This is a genomic window from Shimia sediminis (genome assembly GCF_003990645.1).
Classification (GTDB): Bacteria; Pseudomonadota; Alphaproteobacteria; order Rhodobacterales; family Rhodobacteraceae; genus Shimia; species Shimia sediminis.
The window spans coordinates 111,377-136,606 of sequence record NZ_RYZK01000005.1 but is presented as its reverse complement, the minus strand read 5'-3'; the positions used below and the strand labels follow the sequence as shown (position 1 = coordinate 136,606).

Annotated in this window: 30 protein-coding genes and 1 other RNA gene; 13 read left to right on the top strand and 18 right to left on the bottom strand. The window is 62.4% G+C overall.

The window, feature by feature from the left end:
* Positions 1-30: 30 nt before the first annotated feature.
* From bluB to EK369_RS12705, 8 genes are all read right to left on the bottom strand, one after another.
* Entirely contained in the window at positions 31-660 is a 630-nt protein-coding gene (gene bluB, locus EK369_RS12740; RefSeq protein ID WP_127114639.1) for a 5,6-dimethylbenzimidazole synthase, read from the bottom strand.
* A gap of 17 nt (positions 661-677) precedes the next feature.
* The gene (gene rpsP, locus EK369_RS12735) at positions 678-1,058 is read right to left on the bottom strand and encodes a 30S ribosomal protein S16 (protein WP_127114638.1); all 381 of its coding nucleotides are present in this window, start codon (positions 1,056-1,058) and stop codon (positions 678-680) included.
* 99 nt (positions 1,059-1,157) lie between these two features.
* Complete coding sequence (locus tag EK369_RS12730; protein WP_127114637.1) at positions 1,158-1,454, bottom strand: chorismate mutase; 297 nt, start codon at positions 1,452-1,454, stop codon at positions 1,158-1,160.
* Positions 1,447-2,052 (bottom strand): GNAT family N-acetyltransferase, encoded by a 606-nt coding sequence (locus tag EK369_RS12725; protein ID WP_127114636.1) that lies wholly within the window; start codon positions 2,050-2,052, stop codon positions 1,447-1,449. The genes EK369_RS12730 and EK369_RS12725 overlap by 8 nt, the downstream gene beginning before the upstream one ends.
* Positions 2,052-2,570, bottom strand: coding sequence for a GNAT family N-acetyltransferase (locus EK369_RS12720; protein ID WP_127114635.1), 519 nt, complete (start codon positions 2,568-2,570; stop codon positions 2,052-2,054). Before EK369_RS12720 ends, EK369_RS12725 begins: the two co-directional genes overlap by 1 nt.
* Positions 2,567-3,118: a GNAT family N-acetyltransferase gene (locus EK369_RS12715; protein WP_127114634.1), complete on the bottom strand. Its 552-nt coding sequence runs from the start codon at positions 3,116-3,118 to the stop codon at positions 2,567-2,569. Before EK369_RS12715 ends, EK369_RS12720 begins: the two co-directional genes overlap by 4 nt.
* A 4-nt stretch (positions 3,119-3,122) precedes the next feature.
* On the bottom strand, positions 3,123-4,634 hold the full coding sequence (gene ffh, locus EK369_RS12710) for a signal recognition particle protein (protein WP_127114633.1): 1,512 nt from the start codon (positions 4,632-4,634) through the stop codon (positions 3,123-3,125).
* Between the two features lie 204 nt (positions 4,635-4,838).
* Positions 4,839-5,873 (bottom strand): hypothetical protein, encoded by a 1,035-nt coding sequence (locus EK369_RS12705; protein ID WP_235871420.1) that lies wholly within the window; start codon positions 5,871-5,873, stop codon positions 4,839-4,841.
* Positions 5,874-5,996: 123 nt separating this feature from the next.
* Between EK369_RS12705 and EK369_RS12700 the strand changes: the two genes are divergently transcribed.
* Positions 5,997-6,551 carry a prolyl-tRNA synthetase associated domain-containing protein gene (locus EK369_RS12700; RefSeq protein WP_127114632.1) on the top strand — a complete coding sequence of 185 codons (555 nt, stop codon included), beginning with the start codon at positions 5,997-5,999 and terminating at the stop codon, positions 6,549-6,551.
* A 260-nt stretch (positions 6,552-6,811) separates the two neighbouring features.
* Here EK369_RS12700 and EK369_RS12695 read toward each other — a convergent pair whose 3' ends face one another.
* Complete coding sequence (locus EK369_RS12695; protein ID WP_127114631.1) at positions 6,812-7,354, bottom strand: FMN-dependent NADH-azoreductase; 543 nt, start codon at positions 7,352-7,354, stop codon at positions 6,812-6,814.
* Between the two features lie 112 nt (positions 7,355-7,466).
* Here EK369_RS12695 and EK369_RS12690 point away from each other — a divergent pair, with 112 nt between their 5' ends.
* The gene (locus tag EK369_RS12690) at positions 7,467-8,351 is read left to right on the top strand and encodes a LysR family transcriptional regulator (protein WP_127114630.1); all 885 of its coding nucleotides are present in this window, start codon (positions 7,467-7,469) and stop codon (positions 8,349-8,351) included.
* Entirely contained in the window at positions 8,348-9,235 is an 888-nt protein-coding gene (locus tag EK369_RS12685) for a DMT family transporter (RefSeq protein WP_127114629.1), read from the top strand. The genes EK369_RS12690 and EK369_RS12685 overlap by 4 nt, the downstream gene beginning before the upstream one ends.
* Before the next feature lie 145 nt (positions 9,236-9,380).
* On the opposite strand, the gene EK369_RS12680 is transcribed toward EK369_RS12685, so the two are convergent.
* A complete protein-coding gene (locus tag EK369_RS12680) occupies positions 9,381-9,710 on the bottom strand; it encodes an ArsR/SmtB family transcription factor (protein ID WP_127114796.1) in 330 nt (109 codons plus the stop codon).
* Between the two features lie 231 nt (positions 9,711-9,941).
* Between EK369_RS12680 and EK369_RS12675 the strand changes: the two genes are divergently transcribed.
* From EK369_RS12675 to EK369_RS12650, 6 genes are all read left to right on the top strand, one after another.
* The gene (locus EK369_RS12675) at positions 9,942-10,271 is read left to right on the top strand and encodes an AtpZ/AtpI family protein (RefSeq protein ID WP_127114628.1); all 330 of its coding nucleotides are present in this window, start codon (positions 9,942-9,944) and stop codon (positions 10,269-10,271) included.
* 3 nt (positions 10,272-10,274) lie between these two features.
* Positions 10,275-11,033, top strand: coding sequence for a F0F1 ATP synthase subunit A (locus EK369_RS12670; protein ID WP_127114627.1), 759 nt, complete (start codon positions 10,275-10,277; stop codon positions 11,031-11,033).
* A 52-nt stretch (positions 11,034-11,085) separates the two neighbouring features.
* Positions 11,086-11,310: a F0F1 ATP synthase subunit C gene (locus EK369_RS12665; protein WP_022572950.1), complete on the top strand. Its 225-nt coding sequence runs from the start codon at positions 11,086-11,088 to the stop codon at positions 11,308-11,310.
* An 89-nt stretch (positions 11,311-11,399) separates the two neighbouring features.
* Entirely contained in the window at positions 11,400-11,945 is a 546-nt protein-coding gene (locus tag EK369_RS12660) for a F0F1 ATP synthase subunit B' (protein WP_127114626.1), read from the top strand.
* Between the two features lie 5 nt (positions 11,946-11,950).
* Entirely contained in the window at positions 11,951-12,508 is a 558-nt protein-coding gene (locus EK369_RS12655) for a F0F1 ATP synthase subunit B (RefSeq protein ID WP_206198086.1), read from the top strand.
* 190 nt (positions 12,509-12,698) lie between these two features.
* A complete protein-coding gene (locus EK369_RS12650; RefSeq protein ID WP_127114624.1) occupies positions 12,699-12,893 on the top strand; it encodes a hypothetical protein in 195 nt (64 codons plus the stop codon).
* A 386-nt stretch (positions 12,894-13,279) separates the two neighbouring features.
* Here EK369_RS12650 and EK369_RS12645 read toward each other — a convergent pair whose 3' ends face one another.
* Positions 13,280-13,918 (bottom strand): ribonuclease T2 family protein, encoded by a 639-nt coding sequence (locus EK369_RS12645; RefSeq protein WP_127114623.1) that lies wholly within the window; start codon positions 13,916-13,918, stop codon positions 13,280-13,282.
* A 133-nt stretch (positions 13,919-14,051) separates the two neighbouring features.
* On the opposite strand from EK369_RS12645, the gene EK369_RS12640 reads away from it, so the two are divergent.
* Positions 14,052-14,807 (top strand): DUF1013 domain-containing protein, encoded by a 756-nt coding sequence (locus tag EK369_RS12640; protein ID WP_127114622.1) that lies wholly within the window; start codon positions 14,052-14,054, stop codon positions 14,805-14,807.
* A gap of 198 nt (positions 14,808-15,005) precedes the next feature.
* On the opposite strand, the gene EK369_RS12635 is transcribed toward EK369_RS12640, so the two are convergent.
* From EK369_RS12635 to EK369_RS12625, 3 genes are all read right to left on the bottom strand, one after another.
* Positions 15,006-15,923: a DMT family transporter gene (locus tag EK369_RS12635; RefSeq protein WP_127114621.1), complete on the bottom strand. Its 918-nt coding sequence runs from the start codon at positions 15,921-15,923 to the stop codon at positions 15,006-15,008.
* Positions 15,924-16,067: 144 nt separating this feature from the next.
* Positions 16,068-16,658, bottom strand: a complete 591-nt coding sequence (recR, locus tag EK369_RS12630) for a recombination mediator RecR (RefSeq protein ID WP_127114620.1) — start codon at positions 16,656-16,658, stop codon at positions 16,068-16,070.
* Positions 16,659-16,857: 199 nt separating this feature from the next.
* Positions 16,858-17,202: a YbaB/EbfC family nucleoid-associated protein gene (locus EK369_RS12625; RefSeq protein ID WP_127114619.1), complete on the bottom strand. Its 345-nt coding sequence runs from the start codon at positions 17,200-17,202 to the stop codon at positions 16,858-16,860.
* A 145-nt stretch (positions 17,203-17,347) separates the two neighbouring features.
* On the opposite strand from EK369_RS12625, the gene EK369_RS12620 reads away from it, so the two are divergent.
* Positions 17,348-18,472 carry an aminotransferase gene (locus tag EK369_RS12620; protein ID WP_127114618.1) on the top strand — a complete coding sequence of 375 codons (1,125 nt, stop codon included), beginning with the start codon at positions 17,348-17,350 and terminating at the stop codon, positions 18,470-18,472.
* A gap of 52 nt (positions 18,473-18,524) precedes the next feature.
* Here the strand turns inward: EK369_RS12620 and EK369_RS12615 are convergent, their stop codons facing one another.
* Positions 18,525-20,276 (bottom strand): DNA polymerase III subunit gamma/tau, encoded by a 1,752-nt coding sequence (locus EK369_RS12615; protein ID WP_127114617.1) that lies wholly within the window; start codon positions 20,274-20,276, stop codon positions 18,525-18,527.
* A gap of 177 nt (positions 20,277-20,453) precedes the next feature.
* Here EK369_RS12615 and ypfJ point away from each other — a divergent pair, with 177 nt between their 5' ends.
* Together ypfJ and EK369_RS12605 are read left to right on the top strand one after the other, a co-directional pair.
* Complete coding sequence (gene ypfJ / locus EK369_RS12610) at positions 20,454-21,290, top strand: KPN_02809 family neutral zinc metallopeptidase (RefSeq protein ID WP_127114616.1); 837 nt, start codon at positions 20,454-20,456, stop codon at positions 21,288-21,290.
* Entirely contained in the window at positions 21,287-21,766 is a 480-nt protein-coding gene (locus EK369_RS12605) for a phosphatase domain-containing putative toxin (RefSeq protein ID WP_127114615.1), read from the top strand. The genes ypfJ and EK369_RS12605 overlap by 4 nt, the downstream gene beginning before the upstream one ends.
* A 6-nt stretch (positions 21,767-21,772) precedes the next feature.
* Here the strand turns inward: EK369_RS12605 and rsgA are convergent, their stop codons facing one another.
* The 3 genes from rsgA to EK369_RS12590 all read right to left on the bottom strand — a co-directional run bounded on the left by rsgA (position 21,773) and on the right by EK369_RS12590 (position 25,131).
* On the bottom strand, positions 21,773-22,795 hold the full coding sequence (rsgA, locus tag EK369_RS12600) for a ribosome small subunit-dependent GTPase A (RefSeq protein ID WP_127114614.1): 1,023 nt from the start codon (positions 22,793-22,795) through the stop codon (positions 21,773-21,775).
* Between the two features lie 239 nt (positions 22,796-23,034).
* Positions 23,035-23,133: signal recognition particle sRNA small type (gene ffs / locus EK369_RS12595), an RNA gene on the bottom strand.
* A 45-nt stretch (positions 23,134-23,178) separates the two neighbouring features.
* Positions 23,179-25,131: a bifunctional 2',3'-cyclic-nucleotide 2'-phosphodiesterase/3'-nucleotidase gene (locus tag EK369_RS12590; protein ID WP_206198085.1), complete on the bottom strand. Its 1,953-nt coding sequence runs from the start codon at positions 25,129-25,131 to the stop codon at positions 23,179-23,181.
* Positions 25,132-25,230 lie beyond the last annotated feature (99 nt).

Genomic DNA, 25,230 nt, shown 5'->3' with positions numbered 1-25,230 from the left:
TGCCGGGTTGTCGCGGCTGTTGGTTTTACGTCACCGGCGGGTGATCGGCAGCGCCTTGCGCCGCGCTTCCCAGCCTTTGCGCTCCAGTTCCGGCGTGTCCGAGACATCCTGCGGATACCCAACACAGAGATAGGCCACAAGGCTCCAGTCCTGCGGCACCGCAAGATCACGGTTCAATCGCACAGGGTCAAGCACCGAAACCCATCCCACGCCCAGCCCCCGTGCACGGGCGGCCAGCCAGAACAGGTTGATCGCGCTCACCACCGAATACCGCCGGGTCTCGGGCATGGTGGCAGCTCCCAGGCCTGCCCCCTTGTCGGTCGCGTCATCGCAGTAGATCGCAAATTGCACCGGCGCCTCGGTCATACCCGAGAGCTTTAACTTGGCATAAAGCGCCGCCTTGTCACCTTCGTAACCGGCCAGCGCCTCGGCATTGGCTGCGCGAAAGTTCTGCAAGGCCGCGTCGCGTGCGGCGTCACTTTCGATCCGGATCAGCCGCCAGGGTTCGGACAGCCCCACCGAAGGCGCTGTCTGAAACGCGTCGAGGCACTCCTGCAGGAGTGCCTCGTCCACGGGATCTGTCCTGAAATGGCGCACGTCGCGGCGCCATTCCATGAGCTGTCGAAGATCGTTCCGGAAGACTTCGGAAAAGACGTGCATTCCGGATCCTGACCTTCTTACTCTTCGGCGGCTGCTTCTTCAGCAGGCGCTTCGGCAGCTTCAGCAGCCTTGGCGGCTTTTTCTTCTGCACGGTCCTTGGCTTTCTGGCCAGGCTCGGCTTTCTTGGGGTTGTTGCGCTCGGTTTTGGCGATGGTGCCCGAGGCTTCCAGGAAGCGTGCAACACGATCGGTCGGCTGTGCGCCCTGGTCCAGCCAGTACTGCACACGTTCCATGTTCAGCTTGATGCGCTCTTCGCTGTCTTTCGGCAAGAGCGGGTTGTAGGTGCCGAGTTTTTCGATGAAACGGCCGTCGCGGGGCATACGGCTGTCAGCCGCAACAACGCGATAGAAGGGACGTTTTTTCGAGCCGCCGCGGGCGAGACGAATTTTCATAGCCATGGTGTGTTACTCCTGTTCCTAAGCTACTTGAGGGGCGATGCCCCGTCATTCCTGTTGTGTCAGGTAGGTCGGACAAGATTGTCCGACCTACGGTTGTTGTTATTCCTGATGCTTCTTGTGGTGTCTGATGACCTCATCAATGATGAAGTTCAGGAATTTCTTGGCGAATTCCGGGTCGAGGTTGGCGCGGACCGCCATATCTTCGAGCCGGGCAATCTGTTTGGCCTCCCGTGCGGGGTCTGACGGCGGCAGGTCATGCTCTGCCTTCAGCTGTCCCACAGCCTGCGTGTGCTTGAACCGCTCGCCCAGCGTGTAGACGAGGATCGCGTCCAGCCGGTCGATGCTTTCGCGGTGTTCCTTCAGCACGTCGGCTGCGCGGGTGGTGGCGTCAGTCAAGGGCATATCCTTTCGGTTTGAACATCGGGTCGGCGTAGTGGCTGATCTCCATCTCGATCCCGTCGTTGATCTGGCTGTGGGCCAGTTGCTCTGCGCTCGGGTGGCGATAGACCACGTCGTTGCCGTCCACAGACGGCGCGTCCTTGTCCTTTTTGGCACCCAGCCGTTCGGCCAGACGGATCGAATCCAGGTTCTTGGGATCGAGGTAGGACACCGCGCCCTCCCAACCCTGTTCGGCATAAAGATACTTGCGCGCGGCATGGGTCGCCTCAAGCGCATAGCCGTGACCCGCAGCCGACGGCCAGATGATCCAGGCGATTTCCTTTTCCGGCCAGGCCGCGGGCATCCAGCCACCGGCCATGCCATAGGTCTCGTCCGTGTCCTTGTCGTGGATCATCCACATGCCATAGCCGCGAATGTTCCAGTGACCGATCTCGGCCGCATATAGCATCCAGGTTTCGTAAGGATTGAGCGGGCCGCCCATGAACCGCGAGCGGTACGAGGCAAAGGTTGCCTTGAACGCGGCATAGTCCTCGGCTTCGGGGCCACGCAGGACCAGCCGCTTGGTTTCCAGAATGGGGATGTTCTTTGTCGCCATTACACTGTCTCCACTTCGGGATGACGATAGATGTGGCAGGATTTGCCCATCAGTGAATGTTCGCGCTCAAATTCTGCACCCAGCCGTTTGGCCATGGCAATCGACCGGTCATTGGCCGGGGCGATATAGCTCATCAGATGCGGCAACCCGAAATGCTGCGCCGCATAGGCTCGCGCCGCTGTCACCGCTTCCGAGGCAAGCCCCTTGCCTTCGCCATCCGCCATCACGCTCCAGCCCAGTTCCGGCTCGTGCCAGCCGGGGGCGTCGATGATGCCCGCCCAGCCCATGAAGGTGCCGCTGGCCTTGTCTTCAAAGTGCCAGAGACCAAAGCCGCGCACCGCCCAGTGGCCGATACGGCTGGTCAGGCTGGTGAAACAGGCCCCCGCGTCACGCGGACCACCCACATAGGCGCTGCGCTCGCTGGCAAAGAACGCTTCCATACGCGGCAGGTCCGACAGTTTCGGCGCACGCAGGATCAGGCGCTCGGTCTCAACCCTGGGGATGGTGAAAGAGGTCATGCGTAAGCCTCCACGCCACCGTTCACGATGTCCTCGGGCGCGAGATGCCGCCAGACTTCGATCTCACCGAACTCAGGATCTTCGTACATGGTCTCAAACGACGCGCCCAGACGGCGCGCGACAGCCTTGGAGGCTTCGTTCTCCGGCGCGATCTGCGAGATTGCCGTGTCCCACCCCAGAACGTCATAGGCATAGGCGCGCGACGTCAGCGCAGCCTCGGTGGCATAACCTTTGCCCTGAGCTGCTGGCATCAGCGTCCAACCGATTTCGCGCTCGTACCAGCCATGCGGATACCACAGACCCACCCGGCCCATGTAGCCGCCGGTGTCCTTGTCTTCCAATGCCCAGAAACCATACCCACGGAACGCCCAGTGCCCGACCATCATCGCCTGGTTGCGCCAGGTCTGATGCGGCGGCTTGGGGCCCCCCACAAAGCGCGAAGCCTCTGTTTCGTAAAACGCCGCCTCGGCCTCGAAGTCCGCCTCGCGCGGGGCGCGCAGGATCAGCCGTTCGGTTTCCAGCGTCGGGATGGAGAAGGTCGTGGTCATGCGGTTACTTCTTCTTCCCGAACCCGCTGAGACCCGGAGGCAATCCGCCGCCGCCCAGACCGGGCAATCCGCCGGGCAATTTGCCGCCCAGCGCCTTGGCTGCGGCTTCCATCTGTTTGGGGTCCATCGCCGAGGGGTCCATGCCCGCCATCGGGTCGCCGCCCTTGCCGATCATGCCCTTCATGGCCTGTTTCAGCATGCCGCCTTTGCCCATCTTGCCCATCTTCTTCATCATGTCGCCCATCTGGCGCTGCATTTTCAGCAGCTTGTTGAGGTCACTGACCTCCATGCCAGAGCCTGCGGCGATACGTTTCTTGCGGCTGGCCTGCAGGATCTGCGGGTTGGCGCGCTCGATCTTGGTCATCGACTGGATCATGGCGACTTGCCGGATGATCATCTTGTCGTCGAACCCTGCGTCCTGCACCTGCTTGGCCATCTTGCCCATGCCGGGCATCATGCCCATCAGGCCTTCCATGCCGCCCATCTTCTGCATCTGTTCCAGCTGCATCTTCATGTCGTTCATGTTGAAGCGGCCTTTGGCAAAGCGCTTCATCATGCGTTCGGCCTGTTCGGCCTCGATGGTTTCCTGTGCCTTCTCGACCAGCGCAACAATGTCGCCCATGCCGAGGATCCGGCCCGCGATCCGGTCTGGCTCGAAAGTTTCGAGCGCGTCCATCTTTTCGCCAAGACCAACGAACTTGATCGGCTTGCCGGTCACCGCGCGCATCGACAGCGCCGCACCGCCACGGCCATCGCCGTCCATCCGGGTCAGGACCACGCCAGAGATGCCGATCTTGCCGTCAAACTCTTCGGCAACCTCCACGGCGACCTGACCGGTCAGGCCATCGACCACCAGCAGCGTTTCGCGCGGGTTGACCGCGTCGCGCACATCTTCGACCTCTTGCATGAGGACTTCGTCGATCTGCAAACGACCGGCGGTGTCCAGCATGTAAACGTCGTAGCCCCCCAGCGTCGCCTGCTGCTTGGCGCGTTTGGCGATCTGCACGGCAGTTTCACCGGCCACGATCGGCAGGGTGTCGACGCCGATCTGCTGGCCGAGAACCTGCAACTGCTGCATCGCGGCCGGGCGATAGATGTCGAGACTGGCCATCAGCACGCGCTTGCCGTTCTTTTCGGTCAGACGTTTGGCCAGCTTACCGGTGGTGGTGGTCTTACCCGAGCCCTGCAGACCGACCATCAGGATCGGGGCAGGGGGGTTGTCGATCTTCAACTCGCCGGGGTCTTCGCTGTCGCCGGCCAGAACATGTTTCAGCTCGTCGTGCACGATCTTGACGACCTGCTGACCGGGGGTCACGGACTTGGTCACCGACTGCCCGGTGGCCTTTTCCTGCACGGCTTTGACAAAATCGCGGGCGACAGGCAGCGAAACGTCCGCCTCCAGCAGCGCAACACGCACCTCGCGCAGGGCGGTCTTGACGTCATCCTCGCTCAGCGCGCCCTGTTTGGTCAGACGGTCAAAGACACCGGACAGGCGTTCGCTTAGATTTTCAAACATCGCTCACCGGCTCCTTTACACCGTTTCCAACATGGCCCGTACTTAAGCACGAACCGCCCAAACGCCAATGTCCCCCGTGGGCGCAACGCGCTGACGGGGGGCGATCCCGGCCCAAGGGCCATGGGACCGGAAGCTTTGACGGACTTCCGGAATTGAAGGGGGATTTACGCGCCTGTACGCAAGGAGTCAAGTGGCGCGGGCGCGCTACGGCGCCTTGGTGTAGCGCGCGCGTTCATCGCGCACCAGATCGGCGGCACAGGCCGAGACTGCGCGCACCTCGTCCTCTCCTGCCAGCCAATCGACATTGGTCTCGCGCCGCACCAGCACCACGCGGCGCAGGGCCATCAGCCGGGCGCGTTCACTGCTCAGGAAAACCTCCTGCGGAATGACCCGCTCCAGGGGGCTGTCCGTGCGGATCACCTCGTAATAGCCGCCGGTAAAGGCCAGCATCGCAAACCCGCAATCAGCCGCCGCTGTCTCATCCTCACAGGCCGCGCGGCAGAGATCGGCAATGGGCCGCGTCGCAGGTGCCTGCATCACCCAGCCCGCAACCGTGACGCGCCAGCGGTTGTCCGGCTGCATGTCACCATAGGGATACCCCAGCGCCAGAATACCGGCCATGCTCAGGGTCTCGTCATCATCGGCCCGCACCTCGGTCGCCAGATCCGGCGCCATATGCCGCAGGGCTGCCATCCCGTCGCCGCGGGGTTCTGCGGGGCCGGACAAATAGGCGAGATAGGGGCGCAATTCCTCCAGCAATGCCGGGCTCTGGCCCAGCGCGTCGCGTTGCGCCGGGGTGCCATAAAGCGCCAGAATACGCGTCGGATGATCGGTGGCCTGAACTTCGCCCATCCTGGCGAGCCTTTCGATCAGCTCCGGATCAGGCTGTGCCTCGCGCGCCGCCAGCAGCGCCACCGCCAGCTCCGCGCCATTTTCCGCCTCGACTTTCAACCACCCGCGTGGCTGGGAATGCCCCAAAGGCGGCGCCCGAAACAGCGCACGCGCCTCTGCCCGGCTCAGCCCGGCCCGATAGGGCGACGGACCAAGATCGCGCAGCTCGATGCGCGCCAGCAGGATCCGCGCGTCTTCGTGCCCCTCGGCGGCCAGGTCCGCCAGCACCGGCAGGCTCTCGCGGTCATTGCCGTCCAGCCACTCTGCCACGGCCCGGTCAAACGCCGACTGGGCCAGAGCCTGCGAGGCAAGCACGACCAGCGCGAAGATCCCCGAAATCACCCGCATGCTGCCTCTCCTGTGGTTGGTCTTGTCATGGTGAAAAGATGATGCAAGAAACCATGGCCCGTGCGGGCGGTCAATTCGTCTGCGCGTCATCTCTGTAGCAGTGGATCAGCAAAGGACCTGCCCATGGACGCCTCATCTGCCTATCAGGACAGCCTGCCGCTCAGCTCTGACGCCCTGCTCGACCGCCTGCGCGGCTGGGATCTGGCCTTTACCTACCACGAACATGTGCCCCTGCGCACCGTGGTCGAGGCCAAGACAGTCGAGGCCGCGCTGCACATCGACGGGGAAACCCCCTTCCGGCTCAAGAACCTCTATCTGCGCGACAAGAAAAAGCGCAACTACCTTGTGACCCTGCAACAGGATCACGAGATCGACCTCAAGGCGCTGGGCGCCACGTTGGGTGTCGGCAACCTCTCGTTTGGCTCGGCGGACCGCCTGTTGCAAAACCTTGGCATCCGTCCGGGTGCCGTCAGCCCGCTGGCCATGGTGAACGGGGTGGAAAACGGTGTTCAGTTCTTCATGGACGCGCGCGCAAGGGTCGCAGATCGCATCTATATGCACCCTCTGGTCAATGACCGGACACTCGGCATGACGCCGGTCGACATGATGGCGTTTTTTGACCGCATTGGGGTAACACCGGAATGGCTGGAGCTGTCCCAGGCGGAGTGTGGAAACTGAGTATCTGCAACCGCAAGGAACGGCATTTCACCCACATTTGAAAAGGATGTGTTGTGGCAGTCTGACCTGACCGCCCAGGACCAGCGGTTCGTTAGCCGCATCATACAAGGGGTCGCACCGCTCAGCCCCGCCCTCGCCGATCCACATGGCCGCACCAAAGCGCGCCACATCGCGCCAGCCCCACGCTGCGGGAATAAAAAATCCCGAAGGCCAACGGCCTCCGGGGTCTCCAGATCGGTACTTTTGTACGCTGCGCCGGATCAGGCGGCCTGCGCTTCCAGCGCGTTGCCATCCTTGTCCAGAATGGTGACGTCGGTGATGCCCAGGAACCCCAGCGCAAAGCGCAGATAGCCGCTGGCAAAGTCGAAATCCGATCCCAGCGGCGTGCCGCCGGTGGCGATGGTGATGATGGCCTTTTTGCCCTTGAGCTGCCCCTCGGGGCCGTTCTCGGTATAGGCAAAGGTCACGCCCGCGCGGGCAATCTGGTCGATCCAGGCCTTCAGCACGGCCGGGATTGCAAAATTGTACATCGCGGTGCCGATCACGATGGTATCGGCCTCCTGTACTTCTTTCACCAGCCTGTCCGACAGCTCCAGCGCCTTGGCCTGCGCGGCATCGCGCTCGTCCGGGGCGACAAAGGTCGACTGCACCCAGACCGGATCAAGAAACGGCAGCCCGTCGGCCAGATCGCGGCGGATCACGGTGTCAGCGCCTGCGCCTGCGACGATCTCGGCGGATTTGATGCGCGACAGCGAACCTTCGTGGCGGGCCGAGGCGTCGATATGCAAAACAGTGTAGGTCATGGGGGGGTATCCTGAGGTTGGTTTTCCGGTGTCCCCTTGAATTAGTTATTGCATTGGCGAACGCAATTTGGAAATCTGCACGGACATTGTGGAGATTTGCACAGGAGCATCCATGGACAGCTGGGACGAGATCCGCACCGCCTTTCAGGTCGCCCGCAAGGGCACGGTCAGCGGCGCGGCGGATGTGCTGGGGGTGCACCACGCCACGGTGATCCGCCATATCGACGCGCTCGAGGGCAAACTGGGCGTGAAACTGTTCCAGCGCCACGCCCGGGGCTACACCCCGACCGAGGCCGGTCAGGATCTGCTGCAGGTGGCCAAGACCACCGACGATCAGTTCAGCCAGCTCGAAGGCCGTATCAAGGGCGGTGGCGAAGGTGTGGCCGGGGAACTGGTGATCACCGCACTGGAAAGCATGGCACCGCTGATGGCACCGATCATTGCCGATTTCCAACGCGAGTACCCCGAGGTGATCGTGCGGTTTCGCGCTGGCGCACGGTTGTTCCGGCTGGAGTATGGCGAAGCCCATGTCGCCCTGCGTGCCGGGCCGCAACCGCAAGAACTGGACAATGTGGTGCAGTCGCTTGGCCGCCTTGCCATAGGGCTGTTTGCCAGCACCAGCTATCTTGAAACCCATGGCCGCCCCAGCAGCGAAGATGACCTCGCAGGGCATCGCTTTGTCGGCCCAGACGAAGGCCGCAGCCGGGCGCCTTTCCTGGATTGGCTGCACGCCAAGGTCCGCCCCGAACAGATCGTGTTCCGCACCAATGACGCCTTTACCAGCGAACAGGCCGTGCGCGCCGGGGCCGGGATCGGCTTTCTGCCGTTCTGGACGGTACATGGGCAACCCGACCTGCACGAGGTTCTGCCGGTGCAGGAAGACTGGAGTGGCCAGCTCTGGCTGGTGACCCACGTGGACCTGCACCGCACCACCAAGGTCCAGACCTTTGTGAGCTTCCTCAAAGAGCGCGCGGCACGCGACTGGGTCTGCATATGAGCCCGCAGGCCCGCGGCCACCTTGCCATGTTGATGTTTTCCGCCCTGGTGGCGGGGTCGTTTTCGCTTGGCGCGATGGCCGCGAACGAGATTCCCCCAACCGCGCTCAATGCCCTGCGGTTCCTGATCGCCGCCGTGGTGATCGGTGCCGTGGCGCTGGCAACAACCGGGCTTCCACGGTCTGCCTGGCAGGCACCCTGGCGCTATCTGGTTCTCGGAGGGCTGTTCGCCGCCTACTTCGTGCTGATGTTCGAGGGTCTGAAAACCGCAACCCCCATCAGCACGGCTGCGGTGTTCACCCTGACGCCGCTGATGTCCGCAGGCTTCGGCTACGTGCTCTTGCAACAGATCACCACCCGCCGCATGGCGCTGGCGCTCAGCATCGCGGCCCTCGGCGCGTTATGGGTGATCTTTCGCGCGGACTGGGCGGCCTTCCTGCGGTTTCGCCTGGGGCAGGGCGAACTTTACTACTTCATCGGTTGCATTGCACATGCCCTCTATACACCCTTGATTCGCAAACTGAACCGCGGTGAACCAGCGGTGGTCTTTACCTTTGGCATGTTGATCGCAGGCATGGTGTTGCTGACGGTTTATGGCTGGGGGGACATCCGCGCAACGGATTGGACCGCGCTGCCCGGTATCGTCTGGATCACGGTCTTTTACCTCGCGATCTTTGCCTCGGCCGCTACCTTTGTCCTGCTGCAGTTTGCCTCGCTCAACCTGCCGTCGGCCAAGGTCATGGCCTATACCTATCTCGTGCCCACCTGGGTGATCTGCTGGGAAATCGCGCTTGGTCATGGCGGCCCCACCGGGCTGGTCCTCGTCGGCGTCGCACTGACCGTGGCCGCCCTGTTGTTGCTGCTCAGAAACGAACATCCCACTTGAGCCGGATCAAGGTTGTCCTGCCAGCTGCCCGCGCGCATGAGTCTTGAAGACGAGCGCCAGCGCAGCGGCACCAAGGCCTCTCAAAACAGCTTAGGGCTGGATCGCGGAGGGCCCTGCGCCTCGCAGGGTTCTGTCTCGAACCCCGTTACGCCCCGTCGTCCAACTCCCGCTCCAGAAACCGCTCGAACGCCTCCAGGTTCACCGGTTCGAACTGGCCGAACCCCTGCATCCAGACGCTGGCCGACCTCAGGGCATCCGGTTCCAGCTTGCACCATTTCACCCGGCCACGTTTCTCCTGAGAGATCAGCCCGGCCTTGGTCAGGATGCCCAGATGTTTGGAAATCGCCGCCAGCGAGATGTCGAACGGCTCGGCCACATCCGTGACCGCCATGTCGTCTTCCAGCAACATCGACAGGATCGCGCGCCGGGTCGGATCGGCCAGCGCGGCAAAGACGGTATCAAGGGCCTCGGTCATGTCTGCGTTAAACCCGGACCCCGGATAATCGTCAACCATTTGGTTGAATATGCCATTTTGAGCGGAATTCCGAAAGCCACGCCTGCGACAGACTCGCCGCGCCTCTCGCCTCTGCTAAAAAACATATAAATAACAACGCATTACCCCAATGTGCCACGACGGTTTATCGCGGTTGACTCAACCCCTCCTGCGCCGTAGCAATGCGCCAAGTCCACAAAGGGGCATTTTCGCGTGACCGATCCCGACCAGAAAGAGCGTATGGCGCAGCTGGAAGCAAAGATCGAAGCGGCCAAACTGGCCCAGGCACCGAAACCTCGGGTGGACGAACACTATTCGGCGGCCAATCTGGCCTGGCGCATGGTGATTGAATTGGTGGCCGGTCTGGGGATCGGCTTTGGCATCGGATACGGGCTTGACCTGTTGTTGGGAACCATCCCGATTTTCCTGGTGCTGTTTACAATGTTGGGTCTCGCGGCCGGTATCAAGACGATGCTGCGCAGCGCCAGGGAGATCCAGGAAGAACAAGAGGCCGAACAGGCCGAGAGAGACGAAGGGAACTAGAACGTGGCAAGCGAAGCACACGGCGCCGAACAAGGCGGTCTCGTATTCCACCCGATGGATCAGTTCATCATCAAACCGCTGTTTGGTGGCGATCACATTGGGCTGTTCACCGTCACCAACGCGACCCTCTGGATGGCACTGGCCGTTCTGGGCATCATCGCGATGATGGTTCTGGGCACCCGCAGCCGCGCCATCATTCCCAGCCGCTCGCAGTCGGTTGCCGAACTGGCCTATGGCTTTATCTACAAGATGGTCGAAGACGTGGCCGGCAAGGACGCGGTCAAGTTCTTCCCATATATCATGACCCTGTTCATGTTCATCGTGTTCGCCAACTTCCTTGGCCTGATCCCGACATCCTTTACCCCGACGTCGCACTTTGCCGTGACCGTGGTGCTGGCCATGCTGGTGTTTGTCACCGTGACCATCGTCGGGTTTGTCAAGAACGGCATGGGCTTCCTTGGCCTGTTCTGGGTGTCCTCGGCGCCGCTGGCGCTGCGCCCGATCCTGGCCATCATCGAACTGATTTCCTACTTCGTGCGCCCTGTCAGCCACAGCATTCGTCTGGCTGGTAACGTCATGGCAGGCCACGCGGTGATCAAGGTGTTCGCAGGCTTCGCCGCGATCGCTGTCGTCAGCCCCGTTTCGGTGGTTGCCATCACCGCCATGTACGGCCTTGAGGTCCTCGTGTCCTTCATCCAGGCCTACGTCTTTACCATTCTGACCTGTGTGTACCTGAAAGATGCACTGCATCCGTCGCACTAAGGTCTGAACATCCACACTACCTATTAACTTCCAATCGTAAGGAGATACACCAATGGAAGGTCAACTCGCACACATCGGCGCAGGTCTCGCAGCAATCGGTTCCGGCGCAGCCGCAATCGGTGTTGGTAACGTAGCCGGCAACTACCTCGCAGGCGCTCTGCGCAACCCTTCGGCAGCTGCTTCGCAAACTGCCACCCTGTTCATCGGTATCGCATTCGCGGAAGCACTGGGCATCTTCTCGTTCCTGGTTGCACTTCTGCTGATGTTCGCCGTCTAAACCGACTGGACTTATCCTTACGTGCGGGTGCGGGCGCGTCCCTGATTGCGCCCCACCCGTAACCCAACGGAAGTTCCACGGAGGACGACATGGCATCGACAACGACAGAAGCCGCAGGCCACGCTGCTGACGCCGCCGCGTCCGCGCCCGGCATGCCGCAGCTCGACTTCTCGAACTGGGGCAACCAGATTTTCTGGCTTTTGGTCACGCTGGTCGTGATCTACTTCGTCCTGTCGCGTATCGCGTTGCCGCGCATCGCGAACGTTCTGGCCGAACGCCAGGGGACAATTACCAATGACATCGCCGCAGCCGAAGAGCTGAAGGCGAAAGCCGCTGACGCAGAAGACGCCTATAACAAGGCGCTTGCAGATGCCCGTGCGGAAGCACAGCGCATCGTTGCCGAAGCCAAGGCCGAGATTCAGGCCGATCTGGACGCAGCCACCGCCAAGGCGGATGCCGAGATCGCTGCCAAGGCCGCCGAGTCGGAAAAGGCAATCGCCGAAATCCGCGCCGGTGCCCTGGAAAGCATCAAGGAAGTTGCGACCGATACGGCCACCGAGATCGTGACCGCCATGGGCGGCAAAGCCGACGACAAAGCTGTCGCCGGTGCGATCACCACACGGATGAAAGGGTAAGGATCATGCGTAAACTTGCGACCCTCCTCGCCCTGACCGCCGCGTCGCCCGCCTTTGCGGCAAGTGGCCCGTTCTTCTCGCTGAAGAACACCGACTTCATCGTGCTGCTGGCCTTCATCCTGTTCATCCTTGTGCTCTTGAAGTTCAAGGTTCCCTCGATGCTGGGTGGCATGCTGGACAAGCGCGCCGACGGCATTCAGTCCGAACTGAACGAAGCCCGTGCCCTGCGTGAAGAAGCCCAGACCCTTCTGGCCTCTTACGAGCGCAAGCAGAAAGAAGTGGCCGAGCAAGCCGACCGTATCGTCGAGCATGCCAAATCTGAGGCTGCCAACGCTGCTGATCTGGCCAAGGAAGAGCTGAAAACCTCGATCGCGCGCCGTCTGGCCGCGGCTCAGGATCAGATCGCCTCGGCCCAGGCTTCGGCTGTCAAGGAAGTGCGCGATCAGGCGATCGCCATCGCCGTTGGCGCCGCCAAAGACGTGATCGCCAAGCAGATGACCGCTGCTCAGGGCAACAAGCTGATCGAAGAAGCGATTGCCGACGTGGACGCCAAGCTGCACTAAGCTGGCCCACCTGCGAAACATTTGAAAACCCGGCCCATTGCGGCCGGGTTTTTCTTTGGGCGGCATCCCGCGCGAAGACCATCCGCATAAAAGATGTAAAGAAGAGGTATCTTTTAAATTGATCCGATTGGGCTTAAATTAAAACCTAAGCGTGTATTTACTCCGGATCACCGCCACGGAAGGCACCCAAATGGCCGCGACATCGCCCCATCGCCCCGCCTCTGAAACCGAGGCCCCCGCCACGTTTGGCCGCAGGTACAACATGTCTCGTGAAAGGCACAGCCGACCGCCTGCGAAATCCGGATTGAACAAAGCTGCGCTCTTTCTGGTGTTGGTGATTGCCCTTGCCGGCCTCCTCAGCCTCACCGCATGGCTGACGCCCTAGCGGCCCCACCCGATACCTTCTGCGCTACCCCTGTGTCTTCATTGTCCCGAGGTCGCCCCGGCAGCGCACCATGCACAGCGCCGTGGAACGCCCGGATACCATGTTCCCGGCAAAACCCGGCCTCAGACTGGCCGCAAGAACCGTGTGGCGGGACAACGTCATGACGGGTTTCCTCGGATGGGGTAGGTCGGACAATCTTGTCCGACCTACGGGATACGAAGCCGGGGCTGGCCTGTCCGCCCCATGCCCCCGGCCCATAGTGCGCACAGGGCCAAACCTGACCAAGATCTCACCAAATCGCAAAATGACCATTTTGTACAAAATGGAGAGTCGCGCCTTGGAAAGATGTACAATCTGGTCACTTTGCGCAAATCGCCCCCTGTCGACTAGCGCACAGGTTCAAATACCGCGTCGCCCAAGGTGCAATCCCGGATCACGTCGCGCCCACAGGGCACAGGGGTCAGATCGCGGCTCAGGCAGACCCGTGCCTCCTGAATGTAACCGTCCCGGCAGGTGATCGTCAGCATGTCCTTGCCCAGCTGCGGATTGGCCTTGAGAAAGGCCTCTTCGACAACGCTTGCAGGCAGTTTCACCGACTTGTCCAGCTTGCGGAAAATCGCCGGCCTGACGACGCTTTCATAGGCCTTGCGCGACAGGGCGTAATAGTCTTCGCCCGACAGCCCCGAGCACCGCCCGTGTTTCTTCCATTGATACCAGGCGAGGCCAGATGTCCCCATGATATCAACCATTTGTTCGGTCATCCAACGGGGCGGATTGCGCTCGGACGTGCTGCAATGCTCGGGCCAGCCACGGTGATATTGCGGCCAGAGCCCGTGCAGCACCCAGCCGTAATCCTCTGCCGCGTCACATTGCGGCGAGCCCTTCTGATCACCCTCGATGGCACACCAGTTCGGCGACCAGCTCAGCGCCATCACATAGTAGTCAAACGCGCCCGCCACATGGCTCTGGGCGCCTGCAGCCCCGCCGCAAAACAAGGCCATCGCCAGAATCTTTACAAATCGCATTCACTCTTTCCTTATGCGTCGAATGCCACTATATAGCCCCCAAGTTCCCCGACAACGGAAACCGTCCCGGCCCCGCCAGGACCGCCTGCAAAGCCAGGCAACGGGGAAGATATGTGATTTAGGAGACCTGCAAATGACCAAATTGCTGCACCCCAAGGCCACCGCCGTCTGGCTGGTCGACAACACCACGATCAGCTTCAAGCAGATCGCTGATTTCGTGGGCATGCATGAACTGGAAATCCAAGGCATCGCCGATGGTGATGTCGCTACGGGCGTCAAGGGGTTCGACCCGGTTGCCAACCAGCAACTGGACCAGGAAGACATTGATAACGCTCAGGATAATCCCCTGTTCAAACTCAAGGTCAAGTTTAACGCCGCCGCTGCTGGCGAAGAAAAACGCCGTGGCCCGCGCTATACGCCGCTCTCGAAACGCCAGGACCGCCCGGCGTCGATCCTGTGGCTGGTCAAGTTCCACCCGGAACTCAGCGACGGTCAGATCTCCAAGCTTGTCGGCACCACCAAACCGACGATCCAGGCCATCCGCGAGCGCACCCACTGGAACATCGCCAACATCCAGCCCATCGACCCGGTGGCCCTGGGGCTGTGCAAACAGTCCGAACTGGACGCCGTTGTGCAAAAAGCCGCCGCCAAAAAGGCCGCTGACGGCGAAGTGATGACCGATGACGAGCGCCGCAAACTGGTCTCGACCGAGACCTCGCTGGGCATGGAAGCCGAACCCAAGATCCCCTCGGCCATCGAAGGTCTGGAAACCTTCACGCTCTCGAATGACGAAGACGAGGACGACGAAGACAAACGCGGCGACAGCGATTTTGCCGACGCCGACAGCTTCTTCAACCTGCCCTCAGGCGACGAAACCGAACAGCCCTGATCCGTCAGACAGATTTTCCCAAGGGGGCCGTCCAGAGTGGGCGGCCCTTCTTCTTTTGGCCGGAAATATCCTTGGGTGAATTGGCCCTCGGGGCCAAGAGGGGCAAGGCCCCTGAAACAGGCTCAGCTTTGCTGAGCCACGCCCAACCAAAGGCGGCGCCGTCAGGCGTCAACGATGGGCGGGAGCGCCCCCGCCGTCCTATCGCCTGACCGACAGGCCTCCGGCAACCGAGATCAGAACAATGCCCGTCAACGCGCTGGCGTTCGGTATGTCTGAGAACAGAACCAGCCCCCAGATCACGGCAAACCCGACATAGGCAAAATCGAAAATGCCAACCACCGACGGCGGACCCTTTTGATAGGCCAATGCAGCGCCAAAACTGCCAATCAGAATGCCCGCGGCCATGATGCACAGGGTCAGCCATCCGCCCGCGTCGACCGGGCTCCACCGGCTCATCAGAAAGCCGTCTTCGGGCAGGGCCGGGGCCACGCTCAGGACCAGCGACGCCACCGCACCGACCACGATGAAACTCAGGTTCAGCAGCAGCGCCAGGGTCAGAGGATGCTCGGCCTGACACTTGCTGCGCGTCAGGATCATCGACAGCGCATAGAGCATGGCCGAGATCAGGGGCAAAAGGGCGTAGGCATTAAAGTCCCCGACATCCGGTTTTAGAATCAACAGGATACCGGCAAATCCAAGGGCAACCGCCCCCCAGCCCAGGCGGCTGATGCGTTCGCCCAGCAACAGCGCTGAGAACAGCGTGATGAAAAACGGCAGCGTGTAGAATGCTGCGGCGGCCACCGGCAATTGCAGATGGGGCAGAGCGCCGTAGTAAACGATCCACATCGCCACCAGCATCAGGCTGCGCAACAGGCTCCAGAACGGCTGCACGGGCCAAAAGGAAACGCCCCGCAGCACCGCCAGCCCGATGCCCACCAGCACAGGAATCGCCAGCACGGACCGCAGCACAAAGATCTGCCAAAGCGCGAAACTGTTGCTGCTCAGCTTGATCAGCGCGTCCCCCAGCGAGAGGGCAAAGACCGAAAACAGGATGGCGCCAATGGCCAGACCCAGATGGTCACCGGAGGCTCGCGGGTTGGTTTTCGGCGCTTGCATATTGCTTCCCTCCCAAAGCTCCGGGCCAACAGTCTGGCCAGCCGAAACCTTAACGCCGATCCGCGCCTTCGCAATCCCTGACAGGGCGGCGGGTCTGCCGTTGCATTGTGAGGCCTCGGCCCTATGCCCGCCGCGACGAAAGCTTCAGATGGTTTTGCGCGCGTTGAGGGCCGCGCTGATGGTGCCCTCGTCGAGATAGTCCAGTTCCCCGCCAATCGGCACACCCTGCGCCAGCGAGGTCAGCTTGACCCGCGTCTCCAGCTGGTCGGCGATGTAATGCGCCGTGGTCTGGCCATCGACCGTGGCATTCAGCGCCAGGATCACTTCGGAAATCTCTTCCGACACCACCCGGTCCACCAGCTTGGGGATCGACAGCTCTTCGGGGCCGACACCTTCCAGCGCAGACAATGTCCCGCCAAGCACGTGATAGCGCCCCTTGAAGACATTGGCACGCTCCATCGCCCAGAGGTCCGAGACATCCTCGACCACGCACAACTCTCCGGTGGCGCGTTTGTCGTCATGGCAGATGTCGCAGATATCCGAAGTGCCGACATTGCCACAGTTCAGGCATTCGCGCGCTGTGGCGGCCACCGCCTGCATGGCGTCTGCCAGAGGGGTCAGCAACAGGGCGCGCTTGCGGATCAGGTGCAGCACCGCGCGTCGTGCACTGCGCGGTCCCAGCCCCGGCAGCTTCGCCATCATTTCGATCAGGGTGTCGATGTCCGAACTGCTCATGGGCCTGCCTCATATGACACCGGCGGCCTGAAGTGTTTCGACTGATTGCCAATCATTAGCAATAAGGTGAAACACTCAGAACCTGCTGACGTTGTGAGCGCTCTGAAATAAACTTGATCCTCAGGTTGATCTCGAAACGCTGAAAGCCGCCGGAAATTTGAGTATTTATAGCAAGATGAAGCCCGGGTAGGGCAAGAGCTTAGAACGGCAGCTTGATATCCGCAGGCAGGCCGAGGCTCTCGGTGATCTTGCCCAGCTCTTCCTGGCTGCGGTCGGCGGCCTTGGATTGCGCGTCCTTGATAGCGGCGAGGATCAGGTCTTCGACCACTTCCTTGTCGTCGCCGTTAAAGATCGAGGGGTCGATGTCCAGCGCTTTCAGCTCGCCCTTGGCCGAGGCCGTGGCCTTGACCAGGCCCGCGCCGCTTTCGCCGACAACCATGATGCTGTGCAGGGCATCCTGCATCTCGGTCATCTTGGACTGCATTTCCTGCGCCTGTTTCATCATCTTGGCCATATCGCCAATGTTGCCAAGCCCTTTGAGCATGTGTGATCTCCTGATCGGGGTTCCGTTTGTTGCCGCCTAGATAAGGCGCGCGTGCCTTGTGGGCAAGGTGAAACGGGCGCTGGCCTTTTGATCGCGCCACCGCTAGCGTCAATCCGCTGGACTGGAACCACGGGGAGGTGGGCAGATGCATATTGAGCCCTTTGGCGTTGAAATCTGGATGAATGAATGGGAGACGCGCTGCGACTGGAACCTTGCCGAGACCTGCGTTGAAAGCATGACCATTGCCGAGCTGATGGCGCTGGCCGGCAAGAATGAGACCGACCTGTCCGACCTCTTGCCGATGAAGATGACCTATGGCGCCATCGAGGGCTCGGACCGGCTGCGCAGCGCCATCGCGGCGCTCTATGAGAACCAACAGCCGGAAAACCTGATCGTGACCCACGGCACCATCGGCGCCAACATGCTGGTGCACAAGACACTGGTGTCACGCGGCGACCGCGTGGTGGCGGTGGTGCCGACCTATCAGCAGCATTATTCCATCCCCGAAAGCATCGGTGCCGAGATGCACCTGCTGCATTTGCGCGAAGAGGATGGCTGGCTGCCTGATCTTGACGCGCTGCGTGCGATGGTCACGCCAGAGACAAAGCTGATCGCCATCAACAACCCCAACAACCCCACCGGCGCGCTGATGGATCGCGCCATGCTGGAACAGATCGCCACCATTGCGCGTGACGCTGACGCCTGGGTGCTGTGTGACGAGGTTTATCGCGGCACTGGCCAGACCGGCGATGGCATGGGACCGTCGATGGCGGATATCTATGAAAAGGGCATCAGCACGGCGAGCACGTCCAAGGCGTTTTCCCTCGCGGGCCTGCGTCTGGGATGGATCGCCGCCCCGCGTGAGGTGATCGAAGCGGTCTCGATCCACCGCGACTATGACACGATTTCGGTTGGCGTGCTCGACGATCACTTTGCCACGCTGGCGTTGGAAAACGCCGACCGCCTGCTGGCCCGCAGCCATGCGATCACACGGGGCAATCTGACGATCCTGACCGACTGGATTGCCACAGAACCACTGATGTCATGGGTGACGCCCAAGGCGGGCACCACGGCCCTGCTGAAGTATGACCTGCCCCAGTCATCCCGCGAATTCTGCGTGGCACTGCTGGAGGAAACCGGCGTGATGTTCACGCCCGGCTCGGCCCTGGGCATGGAAGGCTACGTGCGGATCGGGTTCGCCAACAACCCTGAGGTTCTGAAAGAAGGGCTGCAGAGGGTGTCGACGTTTCTAAAAGGGCGCGGCACCTGACCATTTGTGCGATGCGGGCGCGCAGGCGTCCCAAAGAGCGGCCACACAGCACTCAATCCTCTTCGAAGGGATCCCACTCGTCCTCGACTTCGGGCAGGGCCTCTTCATGGGCCTGTGCGGTGATTTCCTGCTGGCTCTTGATCGTGGTGATCTTGGCCTTGGGAAAGGCTTCGAGAACGGCCTGAACCATCGGATGTTGCGCTGCCTCGGCCTTGATGGCGTTCTCGGCGGCGTTGCGTTTTTCAACGATGGTGTCACCGCCACCTTCGCGCACGACGATCACCGCCCAGCGATTGCCGGTCCAGCTTTGCAGCCGCGATCCCAGCCGTTGGGCCAGGTCGGCATGGGCTGTTTCCGTGGGCACGAACTCGATCCGCCCGGGCCGGTACGAGACCAGCCGCATGTCGGCCTCGACATCCATCAGCAGCTTGGCGTCACGGTTCTTGCGGATCAGCTCGATCACATGGTCAAAGGTGGCAAAACGCGCCAGCGCGGTTTCCACCTGCGGGGCCAGCGCGGTCACCGTGCCACCCGGTCCACCGGCCACCTGCGTGGTCGCATAGGCCTGTGTGCCACCGGCGGGACCACCCGCGGGCATACCCCCACCCGGACCACCATTGGGTGGCGGCGGCGGCATGTCCTGCAGCTTCTTCACCAGCTCTTCGGGGCTGGGCAGATCAGCCACATGGGTCAGGCGAATGATCGCCATCTCGGCGGCCATCATGGCGTTGGGGGCCGCGCCGACCTCTTCCAGCGCCTTGAGCAGCATCTGCCACATGCGGGTCAGGATACGCATCGGCAGCTTGTCGGCCATGAACTGCCCGCGAGAACGCTCGTCAGGGTTGATCGTCGGGTCCTGTGCCGCGTCCGGCGTGATTTTCACCACGCTGACCCAATGGGTGATCTCGGCCAGATCGCGCAGCACCGCCATGGGATCGGCCCCATCGGCATATTGCGCGCTGAGCTCGTTCAGAGCCCCACCCGCGTCGCCTTTCATGATCATGTCGAACAGATCGAGCACACGGCCCCGGTCGGCCAGACCCAGCATGGCGCGCACCTGATCGGCGGTGGTCTCTCCGGCACCGTGGGAAATGGCCTGATCCAGCAATGACTGCGCATCGCGCGCCGAACCTTCGGCGGCCCGCGTGATCAGCGCCAGTGCGTCATCGCTGATCTCGGCCTTTTCCGCCGTCGCAATCCGACGCAGCATGGCGATCATGTCTTCCGGCTCGATCCGGCGCAGATCAAAGCGCTGACAGCGTGACAGCACCGTCACCGGCACTTTGCGAATCTCGGTTGTTGCAAAGATGAATTTGACGTGGCTCGGTGGCTCTTCGAGCGTCTTCAACAGCGCGTTGAAGGCGCTGGTCGACAGCATGTGCACTTCGTCGATGATGTAGATCTTGTAGCGCGCCGAGGCCGCGCGGTAATGCACCGAGTCGATGATCTCGCGGATGTCGTTGACGCCAGTGCGGCTGGCGGCGTCCATCTCCATCACATCGACATGGCGGCCTTCCATGATCGCCATGCAATGCTCGCATTTGCCACAAGGCTCGGTGGTGGGGCCACCGGTCCCATCCTCGCCGATACAGTTCATGCCCTTGGCGATGATCCGCGCGGTGGTGGTCTTGCCCACGCCGCGAATGCCGGTCATCACGAAAGCCTGCGCGATCCGGTCCGCCGCAAAGGCGTTTTTCAGGGTGCGCACCATGGCATCCTGCCCGACAAGATCGGCAAAGGTCTCGGGGCGGTATTTGCGCGCAAGAACCTGATAGACGGTGTCGGACGTGTCAGTATCGCTCATACGGGATCGCTCATGGGAGGCCTTCGGGATTCGAGTGTCCGGAACAACCTAAGCCGGGCAGGGCGGCGCGTCTACCGGATTGGCGGGGGTATGTGTCATACGCGCCGCGCGGCAGCCTTGGCGCGCGGGGCAGCCTGGGGTAATCCTTGCGGTGAGTTTGGGTTAAGGGTGGCACACATGCGGTTGAAAGGCATCCGGCGCAGCCGGAACATCGAGGATCGTCGCGGACGTGGCGGCAAGGGCGCGGCAGGGATTGGCGGCGTTGGCTTGCTGGTGATCCTCGCCATCGGATACTTTGCCGGGATCGATGTGACCCCCTTGTTGAACGAAGCCGCCGCCCCGCAGACACGCCAAGAGCGCCCGCTGTCGCCCGAAGAGCAACAGGCGGGCGATTTCAGCGCGTCGGTTCTGGCCACCACGGAAACCGTCTGGGCCGGGATTTTCGATACCCAACTGAACCGCAGCTACACGCCACCGACGTTGGTTCTGTTCTCCGGCGCCACGCGCAGCCCCTGTGGCGGGGCCAGCGGCGCGACAGGGCCGTTTTACTGCCCTGCGGATCAAAAGGCATACCTCGATACGCAGTTCTTTGCCACGCTCGCCCGCCAGCTTGGAGCCAAGGGCGACTTTGCGGCGGCCTATGTCATCGCCCACGAGGTCGCGCATCATGTCCAGAACGAACTGGGCATTCTCGGGCAGGTCCACCAGCTGCGCCAGCAATCCACCCAGGCCGAGGCCAACGCTCTCACCGTGCGGCTGGAGTTGCAGGCCGATTGCCTCTCGGGCATCTGGGCGCGGGCTGTGAGCGACCTGATGGAGCGCGGCGACCTCCAAGAGGCGCTGAACGCCGCCCGCATGATCGGCGATGACCACCTGCAGAAACGCGCGGGCAAGGTACCGCAGCCCCACACCTTTACCCATGGCACTTCGGCACAACGCGCACGCTGGTTCCAGCGTGGCTACGACAGTGGCGATCTTGAGCGTTGCGATACCTTCGCAACCAACCGCCTGTGAGCTTTGCCATCGCGTCACTATCAGCCGGGCAGGGCACGCTCGGCATCTGCCCGGCCCCGGGGCGGTTTGACGACTATGCCGGTGATCTCGCGACCATCCTGGACTGGTCCCCGTCGCTTGTCCTGACCATGACCGAGTCCATGGAGTTGGAGTGTCTGGGCGCCGAAACCTTTCCGGATGACCTGAACGCCGCGGGCATCGGCTGGCTGCACCTGCCGATCCGCGATTTTGGCGCACCGGGCCCGGAAGTGCAGGCGCGTTGGGCGGATGCTTCGGCGCAGGCGCGCGCCGCGCTGGCGGCCGGAGGCCGGGTTCTGGCCCATTGCTACGGTGGCTGCGGCCGCTCGGGCATGGCACTGTTGCGGCTGATGGTCGAGATGGGCGAAGACGGCCCCGCCGCATTGAAACGCCTGCGACAGGTCCGGCCATGTGCCGTGGAAACCAAGGCGCAGGCCGCCTGGGCCATGCGCCTCTGAAACGCCTCAGCGGCGGTTCTTTTTCTCTTTCATCACCGACCGCACCATCTTGCCGAACGCCTTGTCCTTGGCGCGCGCCTCGTGCAGCGTGGCCGAGTTGTGGGCATCCTCGCGCAACAGCTTGCGCCAGCGGTTCAGACGGTCTTCGTCCAGCGCGCCACTGTCCAGCGCCGCCCTGATTGCACAGCCCGGCTCGGTTTCATGGCCACAGTCCGAAAACCGGCATCCCCGCGCCAGCGCTTCGATGTCCTCGAACACCGCCTCGATGCCCTCAGAAGCATCCGTCAGCCGCAAGGCTCGCATGCCGGGGGTGTCGATCAGCCAGCCACCAAAGCGCGTGGCAAAAAGCCCGCGCGCCGTGGTGGTGTGCCGCCCCTTGGCATCGTCTTCACGAATGCCCTGGGTGTCGACCCCGATACCGGTCAGCGCATTGGCCAGCGTTGACTTGCCCACGCCGGACGATCCCACCAGCGCCAGCGTCTGCCCGCCCCGGCACCATGGCGCCAGCGCCTCGGCCTCGCTCCGGTCCAGCGCGTTCAGCGCCAGCGCCGTGACCAGCGGCGACAACCGCTCGGCCCGACGCTGATACGCGCGGGCATCCCCGGCCAGATCGGCCTTGGTCAGCACCACCAGCGGCAGGCACCCGGCACTGGAGGCCAGCGCCAGATACCGTTCAATGCGCGCTTCGTTAAAGTCGGCGTTGCAGCTGGTCACAATGGCCAGCGTATCGACGTTGGCCGCGATCAACTGCGCCTCGGCCCCGGTGCCCGCTGCCCGTCGGGTCAACGCCGTCACCGGCGTCAGCCGCCGGACCACCCGCACACCGTCAGAGCCGAGACTCACCCAGTCGCCCACGGCAAACTCTGCCGTTGTCATGGTCGAAGGCGGCAGGACGATGCGCGCGCCCTCTGGTGTCAGGGCGAACAGGCGGTCGCGCGCGACCGATGAAATGCGCGCGGCACGGGGGCCTTCGCCCTCGTCAATCTGCGCGTCGAAATGCGCCGACCACCCAAGGCCGGCAAGTGTCATATCTGTCAATGGACTATTCCCGATATGTAAGAAAACATACGCGATCCCATCCAAGGGTCACGTGGCTTTATTACGGTCGGGCGGTGGTTACCTTAGCTGGTAACGACGGCCCGAAAGGATGCGACAATCTCCATCAATCCTCCGGGTCATTGAGTAGTCTTAGGGCACCCTTTCGGCAGAGTTTTCGTTGAAAACGCGCCTGTCGGGTCGTTCGGAACCTGCTGCGCAGAACCCGAACTGGGTGAGAGGTTGGACATCGACCCAAGCGGGGCTCGTTGTGGCTGCTACCTTCCGGTCCTGACCAGGTTGGCGAGGCGCTTGCCCGCGCCAACCCCTCGGGGCCTGATATAGTCGCCCCTTGCGACAGATGCAAGCTGGCGTGGTCACTCAAATCGCAGGCGCATTTGCAAAAACCCATCGGGTGTTTCGCCCAGGATCTCGACCCCCTTCACAGGGGCGCCCCTCAGCATCTCCCGCATGTCCGGGCTGCTCAAAAACACGGCCGTCGCGCCCTCAATCGGGGCAAAGCGGGCCGGGGGTGGGGTTTCCGACACCGACGGGTCGCCCTCGGCAAAGGCCTGCACCAGCAGGTCGCGAATCTTGGTCTTTTCCTGCAGCAGGATGCGCTCGGGGGTGGCATATGGAAAATTGCCGCCGCCGCCCGCGCGGTAATTGTTGACCGCCAATGCAAAGTTCTGATCGGGTCGCAGCGGTGCACCCTGCCAATGCAGATGGCCAATGCGCCGTGCGTCCGGATTGATCAGCGTGCCATCCGGCCCGTAGCGCGCAGGCTGGCTCAGGTCGATGTCATACCGCAGCCCGTAAATCGCATCACAATTGTAAACCGGGAAATCCGTGCGGCACAGCGGCTGGTCCGCCTGTCCCGGCACAATCTGCTCATAGAGCCCCGCCGACATCTCCAGCCATTCCGCCAGCTCGGCACCATTCAGACGCAAGACGCTGACATCATTGGGGAAAAACTGCAGGTCGCTGATGTTATTCAGCGCCACCTGGCCCGCGGAAATGTCGGTGAAATGCTGTGGTCCAGCCCGTCCGCCACATTTTTGCGGGGCGGCGGCGGCCAATACCGGCAGGTCGGCCCAGTCGGTGCCCTTGCGCGCCTCGGCCACGTAGCCTGCCAGCGCCTCCGCCACCACGCGCACCGTTGCGCAGCCCGGCAGCCTTGCCAGACCGGAATGCAGCGGCTTGCGGATGTGCCCGACGGGCCTGCGCAGCGCCTCGAGCACCCAGTCATGTGCCGGCCTCAGCACCGCAGACAGCGCCGCGTCCTCTTCGGCTTCTTGTGCGTTCATCAGCTCAACGCTGTGCGCCGCCACCTGCCAGCCCCGACCATCCTGAACCACGCACAAGTCCATCCGCCCCAGCAGACGCCCCCCCGATCCCGGTTGCATCGTCGGCGTGCCGTGCACGGTGGCGGTCTCGGCGCAAATGCCCGGCACCGCGGGGTGCGTTGTGCCGGGAAACCGCAAATGCGTGTGCCCCAGAACCAAGGCGTCCAACCCGTCGATCCCCGCGATCAGATGGCCCGCGTTTTCCAGACCTTCCTGCTCCGGAGCGTCCCCCAGACCCGTATGCGCCAGCCCGATCACCAGATCCGCCCCCGCCGCGCGCAGATCGCTTACCGCGCGTCGTGCTGCGACCAGCGACTCCTCTGCCGTCAACTTGCCCGCCACCCGTGAATGATCCCAGCTCAGCACCTGTGGCGGCACCACGCCAAACACACCGATCCGCAGCCCGTGCCGCGCGCCGGTGCTGTCCACCACCTGTCGCTCCAGAATGCACTGCGGCTGCCAGCACGCGGCCAATCCCTCGGGTGCCTCCCCGGTGACCTCGAGATTGGCACACACCAGCGTCGCATTAATCTGCCCGAGGATCTCGGTCAACCGCTCCAGGTCGACGTTGAATTCGTGGTTTCCGAGCGCCGCCGCATCATATCCCAGCGTGTTCATCGCCGCGACCAAAGGATGCGTCAGCCCATCAGGAGAGCGATCCGATACCAGATCGGTCAGCGGAGTCCCCTGAAGAAAATCGCCGTTGTCCAGCAACAGCGTGTTGTCCGCCGTGGCGCGCACCTCGTGGATCAAGGTCGCAATCCGGCTCAGCGCGGGCAGATGGCCGGGCTGATCGGCAAAGTAATCATAGGAAACCAGCGCCCCGTGCAGATCGGTGGTGGCCAGCAGGCTCAGCGTGACATGCGGCCCGTCCGGAACCTTTGCAGCGTTTTCGGGCACCAGGGACACCTCGGCGGATTGGGGATGGTCAGCGGGAACGGAACACTCGTCAATGCCCGGCAAAGAATCATCGCTGCGCCGCAAAGACAAGCAAAAAATTCACTGAAAACAATTTGTTGAAAGGTTGAAATACCTGCGGTCTCGCTGGGCCATTGCCGTGCGGCAGCATCCGTGGCAAGCCTG